Annotated in this window: 20 protein-coding genes and 1 tRNA gene; 15 read left to right on the top strand and 6 right to left on the bottom strand. The window is 70.7% G+C overall.

Going from position 1 to position 18851, the window contains the following annotated elements; genetic code table 11:
- Positions 1-40 precede the first annotated feature (40 nt).
- Both STVA_RS27755 and STVA_RS20750 read right to left on the bottom strand, forming a co-directional pair.
- Positions 41-196: a hypothetical protein gene (locus STVA_RS27755; RefSeq protein ID WP_170216551.1), complete on the bottom strand. Its 156-nt coding sequence runs from the start codon at positions 194-196 to the stop codon at positions 41-43.
- A gap of 110 nt (positions 197-306) precedes the next feature.
- Positions 307-1194 carry a hypothetical protein gene (locus STVA_RS20750; protein ID WP_142235846.1) on the bottom strand — a complete coding sequence of 296 codons (888 nt, stop codon included), beginning with the start codon at positions 1192-1194 and terminating at the stop codon, positions 307-309.
- A gap of 153 nt (positions 1195-1347) precedes the next feature.
- Between STVA_RS20750 and STVA_RS20745 the strand changes: the two genes are divergently transcribed.
- The 5 genes from STVA_RS20745 to rpmB all read left to right on the top strand — a co-directional run bounded on the left by STVA_RS20745 (position 1348) and on the right by rpmB (position 6979).
- Positions 1348-2499, top strand: a complete 1152-nt coding sequence (locus STVA_RS20745; RefSeq protein ID WP_123691662.1) for an MFS transporter — start codon at positions 1348-1350, stop codon at positions 2497-2499.
- Positions 2496-4349, top strand: coding sequence for an ABCB family ABC transporter ATP-binding protein/permease (locus STVA_RS20740; protein WP_123691660.1), 1854 nt, complete (start codon positions 2496-2498; stop codon positions 4347-4349). Before STVA_RS20745 ends, STVA_RS20740 begins: the two co-directional genes overlap by 4 nt.
- 53 nt (positions 4350-4402) lie before the next feature.
- Positions 4403-5401, top strand: a complete 999-nt coding sequence (gene meaB / locus STVA_RS20735; RefSeq protein ID WP_123691658.1) for a methylmalonyl Co-A mutase-associated GTPase MeaB — start codon at positions 4403-4405, stop codon at positions 5399-5401.
- Positions 5398-6558, top strand: a complete 1161-nt coding sequence (gene nhaA / locus STVA_RS20730) for a Na+/H+ antiporter NhaA (RefSeq protein ID WP_123691656.1) — start codon at positions 5398-5400, stop codon at positions 6556-6558. Before meaB ends, nhaA begins: the two co-directional genes overlap by 4 nt.
- Positions 6559-6667: 109 nt before the next feature.
- Positions 6668-6979 (top strand): 50S ribosomal protein L28, encoded by a 312-nt coding sequence (gene rpmB, locus STVA_RS20725; RefSeq protein ID WP_123691654.1) that lies wholly within the window; start codon positions 6668-6670, stop codon positions 6977-6979.
- 84 nt (positions 6980-7063) lie between these two features.
- Here rpmB and STVA_RS20720 read toward each other — a convergent pair whose 3' ends face one another.
- Complete coding sequence (locus STVA_RS20720; protein ID WP_123691651.1) at positions 7064-7696, bottom strand: PepSY domain-containing protein; 633 nt, start codon at positions 7694-7696, stop codon at positions 7064-7066.
- Between the two features lie 325 nt (positions 7697-8021).
- Between STVA_RS20720 and STVA_RS20715 the strand changes: the two genes are divergently transcribed.
- The 9 genes from STVA_RS20715 (at position 8022) to STVA_RS20675 (ending at position 16982) form a co-directional block, all read left to right on the top strand.
- Entirely contained in the window at positions 8022-8192 is a 171-nt protein-coding gene (locus STVA_RS20715; protein ID WP_142235845.1) for a PepSY domain-containing protein, read from the top strand.
- A 3-nt stretch (positions 8193-8195) separates the two neighbouring features.
- On the top strand, positions 8196-8888 hold the full coding sequence (locus STVA_RS20710) for a response regulator (RefSeq protein ID WP_123691647.1): 693 nt from the start codon (positions 8196-8198) through the stop codon (positions 8886-8888).
- Positions 8866-10197, top strand: a complete 1332-nt coding sequence (locus STVA_RS20705; protein ID WP_123691645.1) for an ATP-binding protein — start codon at positions 8866-8868, stop codon at positions 10195-10197. Before STVA_RS20710 ends, STVA_RS20705 begins: the two co-directional genes overlap by 23 nt.
- Before the next feature lie 160 nt (positions 10198-10357).
- A complete protein-coding gene (locus tag STVA_RS20700) occupies positions 10358-11455 on the top strand; it encodes a TauD/TfdA family dioxygenase (RefSeq protein WP_123691643.1) in 1098 nt (365 codons plus the stop codon).
- A gap of 95 nt (positions 11456-11550) precedes the next feature.
- Positions 11551-13107 (top strand): ABC transporter substrate-binding protein, encoded by a 1557-nt coding sequence (locus tag STVA_RS20695; protein ID WP_123691641.1) that lies wholly within the window; start codon positions 11551-11553, stop codon positions 13105-13107.
- A gap of 93 nt (positions 13108-13200) precedes the next feature.
- Positions 13201-14142, top strand: a complete 942-nt coding sequence (locus STVA_RS20690; protein ID WP_123691639.1) for an ABC transporter permease — start codon at positions 13201-13203, stop codon at positions 14140-14142.
- Positions 14139-15011, top strand: coding sequence for an ABC transporter permease (locus STVA_RS20685; RefSeq protein WP_123691637.1), 873 nt, complete (start codon positions 14139-14141; stop codon positions 15009-15011). The genes STVA_RS20690 and STVA_RS20685 overlap by 4 nt, the downstream gene beginning before the upstream one ends.
- Positions 15004-16008, top strand: coding sequence for an ABC transporter ATP-binding protein (locus STVA_RS20680; RefSeq protein ID WP_197735697.1), 1005 nt, complete (start codon positions 15004-15006; stop codon positions 16006-16008). The genes STVA_RS20685 and STVA_RS20680 overlap by 8 nt, the downstream gene beginning before the upstream one ends.
- Entirely contained in the window at positions 16005-16982 is a 978-nt protein-coding gene (locus STVA_RS20675; protein WP_123691632.1) for an ABC transporter ATP-binding protein, read from the top strand. The genes STVA_RS20680 and STVA_RS20675 overlap by 4 nt, the downstream gene beginning before the upstream one ends.
- 6 nt (positions 16983-16988) lie before the next feature.
- Here STVA_RS20675 and folD read toward each other — a convergent pair whose 3' ends face one another.
- Genes folD through STVA_RS20660 form a run of 3 tightly spaced genes read right to left on the bottom strand, consistent with a single transcriptional unit; the run spans position 16989 to position 18529 of the window.
- Positions 16989-17903, bottom strand: a complete 915-nt coding sequence (gene folD, locus STVA_RS20670; protein ID WP_123691629.1) for a bifunctional methylenetetrahydrofolate dehydrogenase/methenyltetrahydrofolate cyclohydrolase FolD — start codon at positions 17901-17903, stop codon at positions 16989-16991.
- Complete coding sequence (locus STVA_RS20665) at positions 17896-18267, bottom strand: DUF167 domain-containing protein (RefSeq protein WP_245978386.1); 372 nt, start codon at positions 18265-18267, stop codon at positions 17896-17898. Before STVA_RS20665 ends, folD begins: the two co-directional genes overlap by 8 nt.
- Positions 18248-18529: a YggT family protein gene (locus tag STVA_RS20660; protein ID WP_123691626.1), complete on the bottom strand. Its 282-nt coding sequence runs from the start codon at positions 18527-18529 to the stop codon at positions 18248-18250. Before STVA_RS20660 ends, STVA_RS20665 begins: the two co-directional genes overlap by 20 nt.
- A gap of 171 nt (positions 18530-18700) precedes the next feature.
- Between STVA_RS20660 and STVA_RS20655 the strand changes: the two genes are divergently transcribed.
- Positions 18701-18776: transfer RNA gene (locus STVA_RS20655), tRNA-Ala, on the top strand.
- Positions 18777-18851: the final 75 nt, after the last annotated feature.

The following is an 18851-nucleotide window of genomic DNA, read 5'->3' as shown; positions in this document are numbered from 1 at the left end:
GCCCCCTGTGCCGGGGGCGGTGCCGAAGGATTATTGAAGGTCAGCCGCCCGGCTGTGTCGCGGGCGCCGGCGCGCTGGCCACCGGGACCGGGGTCATGGGGGCGGCTGCGGTCCGCGCCTTGGTGTACTCGCAGGCGACGGCGGCGGTCGCAGCCATGACGCCGGCTGCGGCCACGAGGGAGAGCAGTACGCGCATGTCGTATCCTCCTTGGTCGATGGGCACGTCGAGGCTGCACCGGCCGGCGGAGGACGGTCAATCGGTGCTCGCGGGATCGTGAATGGCTGGCCGCGACGGAGCGGGCCGGCTCAGCGCGGGCCGGCCGGCATCCGGGGGGCGGCCTGCGCGCGCCAGGCCCAGTCGGCGGCCCAGGCGCCCATGACGCCGAAGGTCACGACATAGACGCGGCTGGCGGCCTGCGCCGAGGCCGAGGCGAAGGTCGTGGCGGCCGAGGCCGCCGCCTGGCCGGCGCCGGCATAGTAAGGCAGGGTCCCGGCCCAGCCGGACAGCAGGTTGCCGGCGGCGATGCCGCCCAGCGCGCCCGCCGCCAGCACGGCGGCCCGGCCATAGTCGCTGGCGTGGCCCGTCACCCAGTCATAGGCGGCGGTCGCGCCCAGCGCGCCTGCCACCACCGACAAGCCGGCCACCAGCCGGCTGCCGAGCGCGATGTCGTACGGCACGGCGGCCAGCAGCCCGCCCGCCAGCGGCACGGTGGCGATCGGCGCCGACAGCACGTTGAAGGCGACGACGCCGGCGATGGCGCCGATGCCGGCCACCAGCAGGTCGGGGTCGACCGGCAGCCAGGCGGTGACGGCGGCCAGGGCGGCGTCCACCTCTTCCGGCCACTGGCCATGGGCCCAGCGCGCGGCCAGCCCGCCGGCGACGGCGCTGCCCACGGCATAGACCCGGCTCATCGCCACCGACATCTCGGCCGCGACCACCGCGCCCGCGCCGTAGGCGAAGCCGCCCGGCAGCGCCTGGAGCCCGAGCGCCAGCAGGTTGAAGCCGACGACGCCGGCGATGGCACCCAGGCCCGCCACCAGCGGCAGGTTCGGATCGGCTGCCGTCGGCGCAGGGGCGGGGGCTGGCGCCGATGCCGGGGCAGGAGTGGCGAGCAGCGAGGGCGGCACCTCGGCCAGCACCGTCGTCGGCAGCCACAGCATCAGCATGAATATCGCGGCGATCCGTCTGGCCATGTTCCCCGCCAACCCCTCTTCGGCCCAGGATAGCGGGCGGCGGGGTGCGTCCGAAAGCCCCATCGGCGGGCCAAATGCGTCGGGGCGCGGGCCAACCCCTGTCCGGGGCGCGGGAAGCAGTCTATCTAGGCCGCCCATGCCTGCCATCCGCCCATGCCCGTCCTCTTCCTGATCGTCTTCGTCGATCTCGTCGGCTTCGGCATCGTCATCCCGCTTCTGCCCTACTACGCCCTGCATTTCCAGGCCGGGCCGGAAGTGGTGACGATGGTGATGGCGAGCTATTCGCTGGCGCAGCTCGTCACGGCACCGCTGTGGGGCCGCCTCAGCGACCGCATCGGCCGCCGGCCCGTGCTGCTGATGAGCCTCGCGGGGTCGGTCGCCTCCTACCTGGCACTGGCCTGGGCGCCCTCGCTGCTGGTCCTCTTCCTTGCCCGCATCGCCGCCGGTGCCATGGCCGGCAACATCGCCGCCGCCCAGGCCTATGTCGCCGACGTGACCACGCCCGAGCGCCGCGCCCAGGGCATGGGGCTGATCGGTGCTGCCTTCGGCCTGGGCTTCATCCTGGGCCCGGCGATCGGCGGGGTGCTGGCGGGGCACGACCCACACGACGTGGACTTCACGATGCCGGCCCTGACGGCGGCCGGCCTGTCGGCGGCGGCCTTCGTCGGCACGCTGCTGGTCCTGCGCGAAAGCCTCGACCGCTCGCGGCCGCCGGCCCCGCGCATCTCGCGCCTGGTGGCGATCCGCCAGGTGCTGGGCCGGCCCGGCATCGCGCGCTTCATCCTGGTGGGCTTTGCCACCATCTCCGTCTTCGCCGGGATGGAGACGACCTTCGCGCTCTGGTCGTCCAGTACCTTCGGCTGGGGGCCGGCGCAGAACGGCTATCTCTTCGCCTTCGTTGGCATCCTGGGGGCCCTGCTCCAGGGGGTAGCGATCGGCCGCCTTACGCGCCGCTTCGGCGAGCTGCGCCTGCTTGCGGCCGGGCTGGTGCTGATCGGCGCCGGCCTGGCGGGCCTGGGCTTCACCACGACCGTGCCGATGCTGTTCGCGACCGCCTCGCTGCTGGGGCTGGGCTTCGGGCTGGCCAATCCCAGCCTGGCCAGCCTCGTCTCGCGCAGCGCCGACCCGGCCGACCAGGGCATGGTGCTGGGTGTTCACCAGTCCGCCGGCAGCCTGGCACGCGTGGTGGGGCCGCTAGTCGCGGGCGTGGCCTTCGCCCATCTGGGGCCGCCGTCGCCTTTCCTGCTGGGGGCCGCCATCATCCTGCCGGTGGCGGTCTTCGCCGCCCGGATGGCCCGGCGATGAGGGAGCGCCGCCCGGTCAGCGACCCGCCCAAAGGGCCGCGCCGCACGGCCTTCGCCACCCTGGTGGCGCTGCTGCCCTATCTCTGGCCGCGCGGCGAGACCGAGCTGCGGCTGCGCGTGGCGGCCGCGATGGCCTGCCTGGTGGCGGCCAAGCTGGTCAACGTCACCGTCCCCATCTTCTACAAGAGCGCCATCGACGCGCTGACGCCCTCCGGCCCGGGCGCCGTCGTCGCCCTGCCGGTCGCCCTCATCGTCGGCTACGGCCTGGTGCGGGTGCTGGCCCAGGGCTTCGGCGAGCTGCGCGACACGATCTTCGCCAAGGTGGCGGTGCGCGCCGTGCGCCGCATTGCGCTCGAGACCTTCCAGCACCTGCACCGGCTCAGCCTGAAGTTCCACTTGGAGCGACGGACGGGCGGCCTCAGCCGGGCGATCGAGCGCGGCATGGAGGGCACCAGCTTCCTCCTCAGCCTGCTGCTCTTCAGCATCTTTCCGACGCTGCTCGAGATCGCGCTCGTCACCGGCATCCTCTGGGGCCTCTACAGCATCGACTTCGCCCTGGTGACGCTGGCGACCATCGTCGTCTACGTCATCTTCACCACGGTCGTCAGCGAATGGCGGGTGAAGTTCCGGCGCGAGAAGAACGAGCGCGACAGCGAGGCCAACGGCCGGGCGATCGACAGCCTGCTGAACTACGAGACGGTGAAGTATTTCGGCAACGAGGCGATGGAGGCACGGCGCTACGACGGCGCCCTGGCGCTCTACGAGCGCGCCTCCCTGCGCACCCAGACCTCGCTGTCGGCCCTCAACGTCGGGCAGGGGGCGATCATCGCCGTCGGCCTGACGCTGATCATGCTGCTGGCCGGCAGCCGGGTGGCGAGCGGCGAGATGACCATCGGCGACTTCGTGCTGGTGAACACCTACCTGCTGCAGCTCTACGTGCCGCTGAACGCGCTGGGCTTCGTCTATCGCAACCTGCGCCAGTCGCTGATCGACCTGGAGCAGCTCTTCCAGCTGCTCGACGTGGCCGAGGACGTGCGCGACCCGCCGGGAGCGGTGCCCCTGCCGCTGGGGCCGGGCCGGGTGCGCTTTGCCGACGTCTCCTTCGCCTATGACCCGCGGCGGCCGATCCTGCGCGACATCTCGTTCGAGGCGGCTCCCGGTGCCCGCGTCGCCATCGTCGGCCCCAGCGGCGCCGGCAAGTCGACCGTGGCCCGGCTGCTGTTCCGCTTCTACGACGCGGGCGAGGGGCGCATCGAGATCGACGGCGCCGACATGCGCACCGTCACCCAGGCCAGCGTGCGCGCGGCCATCGGCGTGGTGCCGCAGGACACGGTGCTGTTCAACGACACCATCTTCTACAACATCGCCTATGGCCGGCCCGACGCCAGCCGGGCCGAGGTGGAGGAGGCGGCCCGCCTGGCCCGGCTGCACGACTTCATCCAGCGCCTGCCGGACGGCTACGAGACCCAGGTCGGCGAGCGCGGGCTGAAGCTGTCGGGCGGCGAGAAGCAGCGGGTCGCGATCGCCCGCGTCATCCTGAAGGCGCCGCGCATCCTGCTCTTCGACGAGGCGACGTCGGCGCTCGACAGCAATACCGAGCAGGAGATCCAGGCCTCGCTGGACCAGGTCGCGGCCGGCCGCACCACCATCGTCATCGCCCACCGCCTGTCGACGGTGATCGACGCCGACCTGATCCTGGTGCTGGACGGCGGCCGCATCGTCGAGCGCGGGCGGCATGGCGAGCTGGTGGCACTGGACGGTCTCTATGCCGAGATGTGGCGCCGCCAGTCGGAGGCCGCCCGCCTGGCCGACCAGCTTGCGCGGGTTGGGTCGGCCGAGGCCGGTGCCTGAACCCCGGCTGCTTGCTCTATGATGGTGCCGTCTTGAGCCAGGAGAGGCGATCATTGGCGGATAGCGGACGGGTGGAGGCACTGGCCCGGGGGGTGCGGGCGGGGGAACGGCGTGCCCTGGCGCGCGCGATCACGCTGGTCGAGTCGTCGCGCGACGAGGACCGGCCGGACGCCGAGGCCCTCCTGGCGGCCTTGCTGCCGGATTCCGGCCGGTCGATCCGGCTCGGCATTTCCGGTGTGCCCGGCGTCGGCAAGTCGACCTTCATCGAGGCGTTCGGCCTGCATGTCATCGGCCGCGGCCACCGGGTGGCGGTGCTGGCGGTCGACCCGTCCTCCAAGGTCAGCGGCGGCTCCATCCTGGGCGACAAGACCCGGATGGAGATGCTGTCGCGCCACCCGCACGCCTTCATCCGCCCGTCGCCCGCCGGCCGCACCCTGGGCGGCGTCGCCCGCCGCACGCGCGAGGCGATGCTGCTGGTGGAGGCCGCCGGCTTCGACGTCGTCATCGTCGAGACGGTCGGCGTCGGCCAGTCGGAGACGACCGTGGCCGAGATGGTCGACCTGTTCCTGCTGCTGCTGCTGCCGGGGGGCGGCGACGAGCTGCAGGGGCTGAAAAAGGGCATCGTCGAGATCGCCGACCTGCTGTTGGTCAACAAGGCCGATGGCGACCTGGCGCCGGCCGCCAAGCGAACCGCGGCCGACTATCGCGGCGCGGTCCGGATGCTGCGCCCGTCCAATCCGCCCTGGAAGCCCGAGGTGGAGCCGGTGTCGGCCGTCACCGGCGAGGGGCTGGCGGCGGCCTGGGGCACGGTCGAGCGCTATCGGACCCTGATGGACGGGGCGGGCGCGCTCGCCCGCCGGCGCGGCGCCCAGGCGCGCTCGGCCTTGTGGACCGAGATCGAGTCGGGCCTGCTGGCGGCCTTTCGCCAGGATCCCGCCATCGCCGACCGCATCGCCGAGACCGAGCGGCTGGTGACGGGCGGGCGACAGACGCCGGCGGCGGCCGGGCGTGATCTGGTCGGCCGCTTCCTGGGCCGGAAGTCCGCCGGGTGAGCCTCGCCCGCCTGCCAGACGAGGCGAAGGCCGGCTTGCTCCTGGCCGCGGCGGCCGTCCTGGCGATGCTGGCAGCCAATCTCCCTGGCCTGTCCGGTCTCTATGCCGGCCTGCTGGATACGCCGGTCGCCGTGCAGGTGGGGGCGTTGGCGATCGCCAAGCCCCTGCTGCTGTGGATCAATGATGGCCTGATGGCGGTCTTCTTCCTGTTCGTCGGGATGGAACTGAAGCGCGAGGCGGTCCACGGCGCGCTGCGCGACACGCGCGTGGCCGCCCTGCCGATCACGGGCGCCGTCGGCGGCGTCGTGGTGCCGACCCTGGTCTATGTCGCCATCGCCTGGGGCGACTCCGAGGTGCTGCGCGGCTGGGCCATCTCGTCGGCGACCGACATCGCGTTCGCGGTCGGCGTCGCCGCCCTGCTGGGGCGACACTTCCCGCCGGCCCTGCGCATCTTCCTGCTGACGCTGGCGATCGTCGACGACCTGGTGGCGATCATCGTCATCGCCCTCTTCTACACCGGCGACCTCTCGACCACGGCGCTGGTGGTGGCCGCCCTGGCCCTGGCCGCGCTGGCCGGCATGAACCGGCTGGGGGTGGTGCGAGTCGCAGCCTACGTCGTGGTCGGCACGATCCTGTGGGTGGCGGTGCTGAAATCGGGCGTGCATGCCACCCTGGCCGGGGTGGCGCTGGGGCTGGCGGTGCCGCTGACCGACCGCGATGGTCGGCCGGGGCCGGCGCACGCCATGGAGCATGGGCTGGCGCCCTGGGTGAATTTCGCGATCCTGCCGGTCTTCGCGTTCGCCAATGCCGGCATCGGGCTGGCGGGCATGTCGCCCGCGACCTTGCTGGCGCCGCTGCCGCTGGCGATCGCCATGGGCCTCTTCCTTGGCAAGCAGGCCGGCGTGATGCTGGCGGCCTTCCTGGCGATCCGCTGCGGGCTGGCCCGCATGCCGCCCGGCGTGTCCTGGGCCCAGCTCTATGGTGCCGCCCTGTTGACCGGGATCGGCTTCACCATGAGCCTCTTCATCGGCAGCCTGGCCTTCTCCTCCCCGGCCATGCTGGACCAGATGCGGCTGGGCGTGGTGGCCGGGTCGTTGCTGTCGGGCGTTGGAGCGGTCGTCTGGCTGCGCTGGACCGGCGCTGCCGGCAAGCGCTGATGATGCGAACCTTGACGAGCGGGGGCCGGTCGCGTAGAAGCCCCCACTTCCGCGGGCCGGCCTGGTGTCGGCACGCCCACGCTTATATGCCCCGAAGGATGCGAGTTCGATGGCCCGTCGCTGCCCCATGACCGGCAAGGCCGTGCAGTCCGGTCACCATGTCAGCCACGCGAACAACAAGACCAAGCGGCGGTTCCTGCCCAACATGCAGGTCACCTCGCTGATGTCTGACGTGCTCGGCACGACCGTTCGCATGCGCGTGACGACCCATGGCCTGCGCACGATCGAGCACAATGGCGGCATCGACGCCTTCCTGCTCGGCACGAGCGACGCCAAGCTGCCGGTCGAGGCCGTCCGCCTGAAGCGCCGCATCGAGAAGTGCCAGGAGAAGCGCTCGGCCGCCACGGCTGCCGCCGCCTGATATCCTCGCTTCCGGCAAGCCCGGAACGACCAACGGCCCGCCTTTCGGCGGGCCGTTCGCGTTTCGGGGACTGGTTGGCGGCGCTCAGTCCTTCTTTTCCTTGTAGATGTTGCCGGCGAAGTCGATGTGGACCTCGACCTTCTCGCCAAAGCGGTTGCGCGCCTCGACCTCGTAGTGGCGGGCCTTGCGGTCGACGTCGTCGAGGTCGCGATAGCCGGCCTGGCGCAGGATCTCCAGCAGCTCGGCCCGCGGCTTCTCCTCGGCCGGGCTGACATGGCGCGGGCCGCGATCGCCCGGCCCGCCCGGGCCACGGCCATCCGGGCCACGCCCCTCTGGACCGCCGGGACCGCCGGGGCCGCGCTTGCCGGCCCAGGGCGGCGGGCCGCCGGCGGGGCGGACCTCGATCGTGGTGCCGTCGGCGCGCGTGATGGTGAAGGCCTCGAAGCTGCCGCCTTCCGGCCGGCCGGTGATGGTCAGCGTCTCGCCCGCCTTGATGTCGAGCTTGCGGTGCCAGTCCGGGCCGCTTTCGACCAGCACCTTGCCGCTGCCGTCCTGCAGCACGAACTTGTTGCCGAAGACGTCGGTCACCGTGCCGGCGATGCTGATGCCGGCCGGCGACAGCACGTCGCGGATCGGCGTCTGGGCCAGGGTGGCGGTGCCGGCGCCGATGCCGACGGCGGCGGCCAGCGCCAGCAGGGAAGTGCGCGAGAGGGCCATGGTGGGTCTCCTTGTCCTGGGCGCCGGCTGGGATCGCGGGTTTCGGGCGGCGCCCCGTTGCGATGGAGAGAGAAGTAGCGATTCGCCCCTGAACCCGATCCAAACCATCCGTTCAGCTTCGGTTCAACCGGTTACCGCCATGCTGGCCCCACGATGATCGCCCGCCGTCACCTCCTGTCCCTCCTGGCGCCTGCGCTGGCGGCCACCCTGGCCGCGGCGCCGGCACTGCTGGCGGACGACGCGCCGCGCCGCGGCCTGCTGCCGGTGTCGGCGATCCTGGCCCGCGTCGATCCTGGCCCGCGTCGAAGCCCGCTTCGACGGCACCGTGCTGGATGCCGACGTGCGCGCCGGCCGCGACGGCCGCGTCGTCTACGAGGTGCGGTTCCTGGCGCGCCGCGGCAACCTGCTGCAGATTCGCCTCGATGCCGCGACCGGCGCCTTCCTCGACATCGACGGCCACGGCTTCATCGAAGCCATCAAGCCCGGCGCGCGCTGAGCCATGCGCATCCTGGTGGTCGAGGACGACATCCGCCTGGCGACGGCCTTGGCCGAGACGCTGCGCCAGGCCGGCTATGCCGTCGACCATGCTGGCGACGGGGATGCCGCTTCGGCGATCGGTGAGACGGAACCCTATGACGCCGCCGTCCTCGATCTCGGCCTGCCCAAGCGCGACGGCATCGCCGTCCTGACCGACTGGCGGCGGGCCGGGCGGACGATGCCGGTGCTGATCCTGACCGCGCGCGACGCCTGGGCCGACAAGGTGGAGGGTTTCCGCGCCGGTGCCGACGACTACCTGACCAAGCCCTTCCGGCTGGAGGAGGTGGTCTTGCGCTTGCGGGCCCTGATCCGGCGGGCCAACGGCCATGCCGACACGGTGGTGCGCTGCGGCGCGCTGGCGCTGGACACGCTGCTGGGGGTGTTCACGCTGGATGGCGCTGCCCTGTCGCTGACCGCCTTCGAGTGGCGGATCCTGGCCTACCTCATCCACCGCAAGGAACAGACCGTCTCGCGCTCGGAACTGAGCGAGCATGTCTACGAGGACCATGTCGAGCGCGACTACAATTCGCTGGAGGTGATGATCGGCCGGCTGCGGCGAAAGGTCGGGCGCGACCGCATCGCCACCGTGCGCGGTCTGGGCTACCGGCTGACGCCGGAAGGCGAGGGGACGGGTGCGGGCAGCGGCATCGCTTAGGCTGCGCCTGCTGGCCGGGGCCGCCCTGTGGATCGGGCTGGCGCTGCTGGCCGCCTGGTTCGCCGTCGGCGGACTGCTGCGCGAAACGCTGGAACGCTCGTTCGACACCCGGCTGGAGGCCGTCATGCTGTCGCTGCTGGCCACGATCGAGGTCGGCGACGACGGCGTGGTCGGGCTCGACCGGCCGCTGGCCGACCCGGCCTTCGACCGGGTGCTGTCGGGCTGGTACTGGCAGGTGACGGACGGCGGCACCGTACGCCTGCGCTCGCGCTCGCTCTGGACCGAGAGCCTGCCCGTGGCCGCCGCCGGCACCACGGGCGCCCAGGCACAGTCGGCGCCGGACGGACCGGACGGCCGCCGGCTGCGCCTGCTGGCGCGGACCGTGACCGTCCCCGGCTCCGACCGGCCGCTGACGCTGGCGGTCGCCGGGCCGCAGGCGGCGATCGACGTGGAGGCGGCCGGCATCGCGCGGACGCTGGCGATCGCGCTGGCCGTGCTGGGGGCGGGCTTGGCGCTGGCCGTGCTGCTGCAGACCAGCATCGGCCTGGCGCCATTCCGCCGGCTGGGCTGCCAGTTGGCCGACATCCGCGGCGGCCGCCGCGACAGCCTGGACGACGACACCTTCGCCGAGGTGGCCCCCCTGGTGCGCGAGGTGAACGCGCTGCTGCGCCACGACCAGGCCGTGGTCGCCCGTGCGCGCACCCATGCCGGCAACCTGGCCCATGCCCTGAAGACGCCGCTGTCGGTCCTGTCGCTGGAGGCCGAGCGCGCCGGGTCGGCCGAGATGGCGGCCGCCTGCCGGCAGATGGAACGGATGATCCGCCACCATCTGGGCCGTGCGCGGGCGGCGGCCTCGCACGGGGTGCTGGGCGCCCGGGTGGAGGTGGCGCCGGTGCTGGCCGGCCTGCTGGGCGTGCTGGAGCGCGTCCATGCCGAGCGCGGCGTGGTCGTTGCGTCCTCGGTCGCGGAGGGGGCGGCATTTGCCGGCGAGCGCCAGGACCTGGAGGAGATGCTGGGCAACCTGCTGGACAACGCCTTCAAGTGGGCAGCCGGGGGCATCGCGATCGACGTGCACCAGGCGCGCGGACGCCTGCTGGTGGGGATTGCCGACGACGGTCCGGGACTGACGCCGGCTGAGGCGGCGCGCGCGACCGAGCCCGGCATCCGGCTGGACGAGGCGACGGAGGGCGACGGGTTCGGCCTGGCCATCGCCGGCGACCTGGCCGGCCTCTATGGCGGCAGCCTTGTGCTGGACCGGGCAGAGGCGGGGGGGCTGCGGGCGCGCCTGGACCTGCCGGCGGCACCATGATCGCCGCCGAAGAATTGAAAGCGTTTACATTTCATTGACAGTTTCATGATGCGGAGTCACCCTTTCCCGCACCTGCCGTCCGGACATTTGCCACCATGCTTCGACCGACCCGGGACGGCCCATTCGACCTGAATATCGTCGAAGCCCCGGAGACCATCCGATGACCGCGACCCCGTCGCCGATCGCTTCCCGCGCCTCCTGGAAGGGCTCGACCCTCGATTGGCAGGCAGACGCGCTGCACGTCTTCGCCCCGGCCGAGATCGAGGAGATCGACGCCGCCCTCCAGCACCTGCAGCGCCTGGGCGACCTCGACCTGCCCGAGATCACGCCCGAGACCTTTCCCCTGCCGACCGTCGGCCGGTATTTCGAGCGGCTGCGCGACGAGCTGCGCTTCGGGCGCGGCTTCGTGCTGCTGCGCGGCCTGCCGCGCGAGCGCTACACGACCGACGAGATGGCGCGCATCTATTTCGGCTTCGGCGTCCATCTGGGGGCGCCCGGCCCGCAGAGTTGGCAGGGCGAGCTGCTGGGCAACGTCATCGACGTCAGCGACATCGAGGCCGACCCGCGCGGCTACCACAAGGGCGGGCGCCAGAACTTCCACACCGATTCCGCCGACGTCGTGGCGCTGCTCTGCCTGCGCAAGGCCAAGGGCGGCGGCATCAGCCGCATCGCCAGCTCGGTTGGCATCCACGATGCCATCTGCGAGCGCCGGCCGGACATCGCGCGCCGCCTTTACGCGGGCTATCGCTACCGCCGCATGGAGCTGGACGCCCGCTTCGGTGAGGGCGTGCAGGTCAGCCCCGAGCCGGTGCCGATCTACGTCAACCGCGACGGCGAGCTGTCGTCCTACTACATGCTGAACTACGCCAAGACGGCGGCCGAGCATGGCTTCTCGACCCTGTCGGACTTCGACCTGGAGGCGCTGGAGGAAATCCAGCGGCTGGCCAACTCGGAGGAATTCTACCTCGACATGAGCATCGGGGAAGGCGACATCCAGTTCCTCAACAACCGCATCATGCTGCACAGCCGCAGCGACTATGAGGATTATCCGGAAGTGGCCCGCCGCCGGCACATGCTGCGCCTGTGGCTGCAGATGCCGAGTTGGCCCGCCATGCCGGCGGCCCAGGTGCTGCACACGGCGGGCGATCGCACGCTCTGGCGCCGCCAGCGCCGGGCGCGCATGGAATTCCCGACCGCCTACCTGGAAGACATGGCACAGTATCTGCGGGAAGGTCGGAAGCTGGTTGCGGCCGCCTGAACGGGCGGCCCTTCCGATCAAGCGACAACGGCCACCGGCGGGGGCGCCTGCCGGTGGCCGGCGATTCGAGACATAAGAACAGGGAGACAAGAAATATGACGCATTTCGCATCCGCCGCCTCCGCGGCGGTGGTGGCCTTGGCATTGGTGGCGGGCGTCGCCGCGCCGGCCGCCGCCCAGAAGGTGTTGAACGCGGCGATGGGGGCGGCCGACCTCGGCTCGCTCGATCCGCACCGCACGGCATCGACCCAGGACAAGGCGATCATCGGCTGGATGTTCAACGGTCTCGTCCGCTTCAAGCCGGGCAGCCTCAACCCGGCCGACATCGAGCCCGATCTGGCCGAACGTTGGGAAAGCTCGGCCGACAAGAAGACCTGGAAGTTCTTCCTCCGCAAGGGCGTGAAGTTCCACGGCGCCTATGGCGAGGTGACGGCCGAGGATGTCGTCTTCTCGATCCAGCGCGCGTCCAATCCCCAGACCTCTGCCTTCTCGTCGGATTTCCGGGCGATCGAGTCCGTGGCCGCGCTCGATCCCTACACGGTCGAGGTGAAGTTCAAGGAGAACGTGCCGAGCGTGCTCGGCATCTTCACCAACTTCCAGGGCGGCAACATCGTCAGCAAGAAGGCCGTCGAGGCGCTGGGCGAGGAGTTCCGGTCCAAGGCCGTCGGCACCGGTCCGTTCGCCTATTCCGAATACCAGCGCAACCAGGCCGTCACGCTTGTGGCCCACGCCGACTATTTCCGCGGCAAGCCGAAGCTCGACAAGGTCGTCTACCGCTACATCCCGTCCGATGCCAGCCGCGACCTGGCCTATACCAACGGCGAGGTCGACCTGATCTACGGCCGGGCCGACCAGCGCTGGGTCGAGCGCATGAAGAGCCAGCCGAAGACGGTCCTGCAGATCTTCGGGCCAGGCGAGTTGGGCCATCTTCATCTCAACATGACCAAGAAGCCGCTCGACGACGTGCGCGTCCGCCAGGCGATCGCCCATGCCGTCGACCGCGACCAGCTGGTCAAGTTCCGGGGCGCCAGCGTCTTCCGCCCCGCCGTGTCGGTGGTGCCGGAAGGTTATCTCGGCACCGACGCGAACGCGCCGCTGCCGAAGCATGACTTGGCCAAGGCCAAGGCCCTGCTGGCCGAGGCCGGCCACAAGGACGGCATCACGATCAAGGCGGTCCAGACCTCGCAGCCCAGCATGCTGACGGTGATGGAAGTCGTGCAGGCGCAGCTGAAGCGAGCCGGCATCAACCTCGTCTTCGACGTGGTCGACCATCCGACCTTCCACGCCCAGATCCGCAAGGACGTGAGCGATCTGGTCTACTACTCGTCGGCGCGCTTCCCGATCGCCGACCAGCACCTGACGCAGTATTTCCATTCGCGCAGCATCGTCGGCACGCCGACGGCCGTGACGAACTTCTCGCACTGCAAGGTGGCCGATGCCGAGATCGATGCAGCGCGCATCGAGACGGACCCGGCCAAGCAGCTGGAGCTGTGGAAGACCGCCCAGCTGAAGGTGATCGAGGCGGCCTGCGCCGTGGCGCTGGTGGCCAACACGCAGGTCTGGGCGCATCGCGACAATTTCGACCTCGGCTACGAGCTGAAGGGCTCACTCAGCCTGGGGCCGATGCTGACCGAGAACTCGACCTTCAAGTGACCGGAAGCGACGCAACTGGCATAGCGAAGTGACGGACATGGTGGGCTTCATCCACCCACCGCACGCGGCGACCCCGAAGATCGGCAGGGCTTCATGATCGGTTTCATCCTGAAGCGCCTGCTGGTCGCCCTGCCGACCTTGTTGGCGGTGCTCACCATCGTCTTCCTGTTCGTCCGGGTCGCCCCGGGCGATCCGGCGATGGTGATTCTGGGCGATAGCGCCTCGCAGGAAGCGCTGGAGGCGTTGCGCCAGCAGCTTGGCCTGAACAAGTCGCTGCTGGCGCAGTATGTCGACTTCATGCTGATGGTGCTTTCGGGCGACCTCGGCAAATCGATGTTGTCGGGCCGGCCCATCCTCGACGAGGTGGCCGAGGTCCTGCCCTACACGATCGAGCTGACGGTGGCCTCACTGGTGATCGGCGTGGTCGTCGGCGTGCCGCTCGGCATCGTGTCGGCCCGCCGCCGCAACGGCTGGGCGGACTATGCCGCGCGCATGATCTCGCTGATCGGCCTCAGCTTCCCCGCCTTCGTGTCGGCGGTGCTGCTGCTGCTGGTCTTCGCGATCCAGCTCCGCTGGTTCCCGGTGATCAGCTCGGCCGCGATGGCAGACCCGGTCGAACGGCTGCGCAGCCTGGCGTTGCCGGCCTTCAATCTCGGCCTGATCATGCTGGCCTACATCACCCGCGTGACGCGCTCGAGCATGCTGGGGGTGATGTCGGAGGACTATATCCGCACCGCGCGTGCCAAGGGCGTGCCCGGCCGGATGGTCGTCTGGCGCCACGCGCTGCGAAACGCCCTCATCCCCGTCGTCACCGTGGTGGGGCTCTATCTGGGCGTGCTGATCGGCAATTCGGTCCTGTCGGAAATCGTCTTCAACCGACCGGGCCTGGGAAAGCTCATCGTGGGCGCGCTCAACCAGCGCGACTACACGATGCTGCAGGGACTCATGGTCATCTATGCCTTCATCATCGTCCTCTGCAACCTGCTGACGGACATGACCTACGGGTTCATCGATCCGCGAGTGAAACGCCAATGACCGCCGTCCACATGACGACGAGGCGACCCGGTGCGCTGGCCCTGTTCTGGGGCCGTGCCCGGCGCAACAAAGCGACGGCGATCGGGGCGACGCTGGTCCTGATCATGGTCGCCAGCGCCATCCTGGCTCCCTGGATTTCGCCGCACGACCCGCTGGAACAGGACATCATCGCGCGGCTGGAGCCGCCGTCGGAGACCTACTGGCTGGGCACCGACCCCTATGGCCGCGACATCCTCTCGCGCATCCTCTGGGGCGGGCGGGTGTCGCTGTTCGTCAGCACCTCGGCCGTCCTGATTGCCATGGTCGTCGGCAGCGCCATCGGCATCATCTCGGGCTATGTCGGCGGCCGCTTCGACCGCGTCACCATGGCCGGGATGGACGTTCTGCTGTCCTTCCCAAGCCTGATCATGGGTCTGCTGGTCGTGGCAATGCTGGGGCCCAGCGTCGTCAACCTGATCCTGGCCATCGGCCTGACGGCGGTCGCCCCGTTCGCCCGCATTGCCCGCGCGCCGACGCTGGTGATCAAGGAGCGCGAGTTCGTCGAGGCCGGCCGCGCCATGGGCTTCTCGCACGGCCGCATCATGGGCATCCACATCCTCCCCAACGTGGCGTCGGAGGTGATGGTCATGGGCTCGCTGTGGCTGGCGACGGCCATCCGGACCGAGGCCTCGCTCAGCTTCATCGGCCTTGGCGTGCGCCCGCCGACGCCGACCTGGGGCAGCATGATCCGCGAGGGCTTCGAGAACATCCTGGACGCGCCCTGGCTCTCCATCTTCCCGTCCATCGCCATCCTGATCGTCATGCTGGGCCTCAACCTGCTGGGCGACGGCCTGCGCGATGCCACCGACCCGCGGCTGCGCCATGAGTGAGGCCCCCGTCCTTGAAGTCTCTGGCCTGACGACGGAGTTCCGCATCCACGGCCAGTGGCACGCCGCCATCCGCGGCGTGTCCTTCAAGCTGGCGCGCGGCGAGACCCTGGCGATCGTCGGCGAATCCGGCTGCGGCAAGAGCATCACCGCGCTCTCCGTCATGGGGCTGGTGCCGCCCGGCGCCGGCCGCATCGCCGGCGGCCGCATCCTGCTGGAAGGCCGCGACCTGGTGCCGCTCTCGGAGCCGGAGATGGAGAAGGTGCGCGGCAACCGCGTGTCGATGATCTTCCAGGAGCCGATGACCTCGCTCAACCCGGTGCTGACTGTGGGATTCCAGGTGGCCGAGAGCCTGCACTACCATCGCGGCCTGGGCCGGGCGGAGGCGCGCAAGACGGCACTCGCCCTCTTCGAGCAGGTGAAGATCCCCTCGGCCGCGCGCCGCTTCGACGATTATCCGCACCAGTTCTCGGGCGGGATGCGCCAGCGTGTGATGATCGCCATGGCGCTCGCCTGCAACCCCGCCGTTCTGCTGGCGGACGAGCCGACGACGGCGCTCGACGTCACCATCCAGGCCCAGGTGCTGGCGCTGCTGGCCGAGGTGCGCGAGAGCTACGGCATGGCCATGGTCTTCATCACCCACAATCTGGGCGTCGTCGCCTCGATCGCCGACCGGGTGATGGTGATGTATGCGGGCGAGGTGGTGGAGACGGCCCCCATCGACGCCGTCTTCGCCCGCCCGACCCACCCCTATACCGAGGCGCTGCTGCGCTCTATCCCGCGCGTCGACCGCAACACGATGGAGCTGCAGGCGATCGGCGGCCAGGTGCCGGCGATCAGCGCCATGCCGTCCGGCTGCCGCTTCGCCGACCGCTGCGCCCTGGTCGAGCCGCGCTGCCGCGCCGCCGACCCGCCGCTTACCCTGCTGCCGGACGATCCCACCCACCAGGTGCGCTGCTGGGTGCGTGGCGGCACCGTCGCCGCGGAGGCCGTGCAATGACGGCGACCCTGCTGGAGGTCACAGACCTCCACAAGACCTTCACCGTGCGCCGGGGCTTCCCCAGGACCGAGACGGTCCATGTGAAGGCGCTGGCCGGCATCAGCTTCTCGATCAGCGAGGGCGAGGCGTTCGGCCTGGTCGGCGAATCCGGTTGCGGCAAGTCGACGGCGGGGCGCGCCCTGCTGCGCCTGATCGAGCCGGACGGCGGCGAGGTGCTCTATCGCGGCGAGAACTTCCTGACGGCACCCGGCCAGCGGCTGCGGCAACTGCGCCAGAAGCTGCAGATCGTCTTCCAGGATCCTTTCGCCTCGCTCAACCCGCGGCGCACCGTCGGCCAGACCCTGGCCGAGCCGATGCAGGTCCACAAGCTGGGTAGCCGCGAGGCGATCGAGGCCCGGGTGGCGGCCGTGCTGGACGAGGTCGGCCTGCCGCGCACGGCGATCGAGAAGTATCCCCACGAGTTCTCGGGCGGCCAGCGCCAGCGTATCGGCATCGCCCGCGCACTCGTCCTGGAGCCGGAGCTGATCGTCGCCGACGAGCCGGTATCGGCGCTCGACGTCTCGATCCAGGCGCAGATCCTGCTGCTGCTGGACGGGCTGAAGGTCCGCCGCGGCCTCAGCTTCCTCTTCATCTCGCACGACCTGGGCGTCGTCCGGCACTTCTGCAAACGCGTGGCGGTCATGTATCTCGGCCGCATCGTCGAGGATGGGCCGACCGAGCAGATCTTCGACGAGCCGCTGCATCCCTACACCCGGGCACTCCGCGATGCCTCGCCGGTGCCGGACCCGCGCGCCAAGGTGACGATGGCCCGGCTGGAAGGGGAGGTGGCTTCGGCCATCAACCCGCCCACGGGCTGCCACTTCCATCCGCGCTGCCCGCACGCCATGGATCGCTGCCGGGTCGAGTATCCCAAGCTGCGGGCCGTGGCGCCCGGCCGCCGCGTCGCCTGCCACCTGCATGACCAGGCAGCGTAGCCGAATCTAGAGATCCAGTTCGCCCCAGCCGCGCCGGCGGCCGGCGGCGATCATGGTGTTGCGCAGCAGACAGGCGATGGTCATGGGCCCGACGCCGCCCGGCACCGGGGTGATGGCGCCGGCGACCGGAACCGCCTCGTCATAGGCGACGTCGCCCACCAGCCGCGTCTTGCCCTGGCCGGCATCGATGCGATTGACGCCGACGTCGATCACCGTTGCGCCCGGCCGGATCCAGTCGCCGCGGATCATCGCCGGCCGGCCGACGGCGGCAACCAGGATGTCCGCCTGGCGAGCCAGCGCCGGCAGGTCGCGGCTGCGGGAATGGGCGACGGTGACGGTGCAGTCGGCCGCCAGCAGCAGGGCAGCCATCGGCTTGCCCACGATCGACGAGCGGCCCACGACCAGCGCGTTCAGGCCCGCCAGCCGCTCCCGCACCCCGGCCAGCAGCAGCATGCAGCCCTGGGGCGTGCAGGGCACCAGCCCGCCGCCATCGGTCCACAGGCGGCCGGTGTTCACCGGGTGGAAGCCGTCCACGTCCTTGGCGGGGTCGATCGCCTCGATCACCGCCTTGGCCGAGATCTGCTGTGGTAGCGGCAGTTGCACCAGGATGCCGTCGATGGCCGGATCGGCGTTGAGCGTGGCCACCAGGGCCAGCACGTCGGCCTGGCTGGCCGATACCGGCAGGCGATGCTCGACCGACACCAGGCCGGCAGCCCTGGTCGCGATCCCCTTGTTGCGGACATAGACCTGGCTCGCCGGATCCTCGCCCACCAGCACGACCGCCAGGCCCGGGGCCGCGCCATGCAGTGCCAGCAGGCGGGCGGCCTCGCCGCCGATACGCAGGCGCAGGCGCTCGGCCTCGGCCTTGCCGTCGATCCGCGTCGCTTGCCGTGTGGCTTCCTTGGTCGGGGCCTCAGTCATCGCGCTCCAACGCCTCCATGATCCGTCTGGCCAGGGCCGCCGGCTCGCCCGCGATGCGCAGCAGCTTGCGCCGCCCGGTGGCACCCTGCATGACCGTGATACTGCTCCTGGGCAGGCGCCAGCGCTTGGCCAGGAGCCCGACCAGGGCCGCGTTCGCCTTGCCGTTCTCCGGCGCGGCCGTCACCTGCGCGCGCAGCACGGGCAGGCCGGCTTCGTCGGCCGCCACGCCCAGCAGCCGGTCGGCGCTGGCCCCGGGCGTCAGCCGCACGGCCAGCCGGACGCAGCCGTCGCCGATCGTGAAGGGCCAGCCAGCCGCCGGCGGTGCCGGGTCAGCGGGGGCCGGGTCAGCGGGGGAAGTATTCAACGAGCAGGTTGCGCAGGAACTGCAGCAGCAGGATGAGGACGATCGGCGACAGGTCGATGCCGCCCATGCGCGGCAGGATGCGCCGGATGGGCCGCAGCGCCGGCTCGGTCAGTCGGTACAGCAGCTCGGCGATCACCTCGACCGCGCGGTTGCGCGTGTTGACGATCCCGAACGCGAAGAGCCAGCTCATGATCGCAGCCGCGATCAGGATCACCATGTAGATGTCGATTACCGACGTGAGCAGGTGCAGCAGCGAATTCATCGGGCGGCTTATGTTCCAAAGGGTGGGGGGACACTAGCGCCGGTGCGGCCGTGCGACAAGGTGCCCGGGGCGACGGCAAATCCGCATCTCCCGACCGGTTCGCCTTGACTTCGGCGCCGCTGATTCCCATTATCCCGGCCGCTTCGGTCGTGATCGGCCGGGCGACGATGTGGGGCGGTAGCTCAGCTGGGAGAGCGTCGCGTTCGCAATGCGAAGGTCGGGAGTTCGATCCTCCTCCGCTCCACCATCATCCTTTCGCTATCGGCAGAAACAAACACGGCGCGGTTTACCGCGCCGTGTTCGTTTGTGGGCCTGGTCGGTG

It is taken from the genome of Stella humosa, assembly GCF_006738645.1.
GTDB classification, from domain to species: Bacteria; Pseudomonadota; Alphaproteobacteria; order ATCC43930; family Allostellaceae; genus Allostella; species Allostella humosa.
The sequence above is the reverse complement of the archived record's forward strand: the minus strand, read 5'-3'. Positions and strand labels throughout refer to the sequence as shown.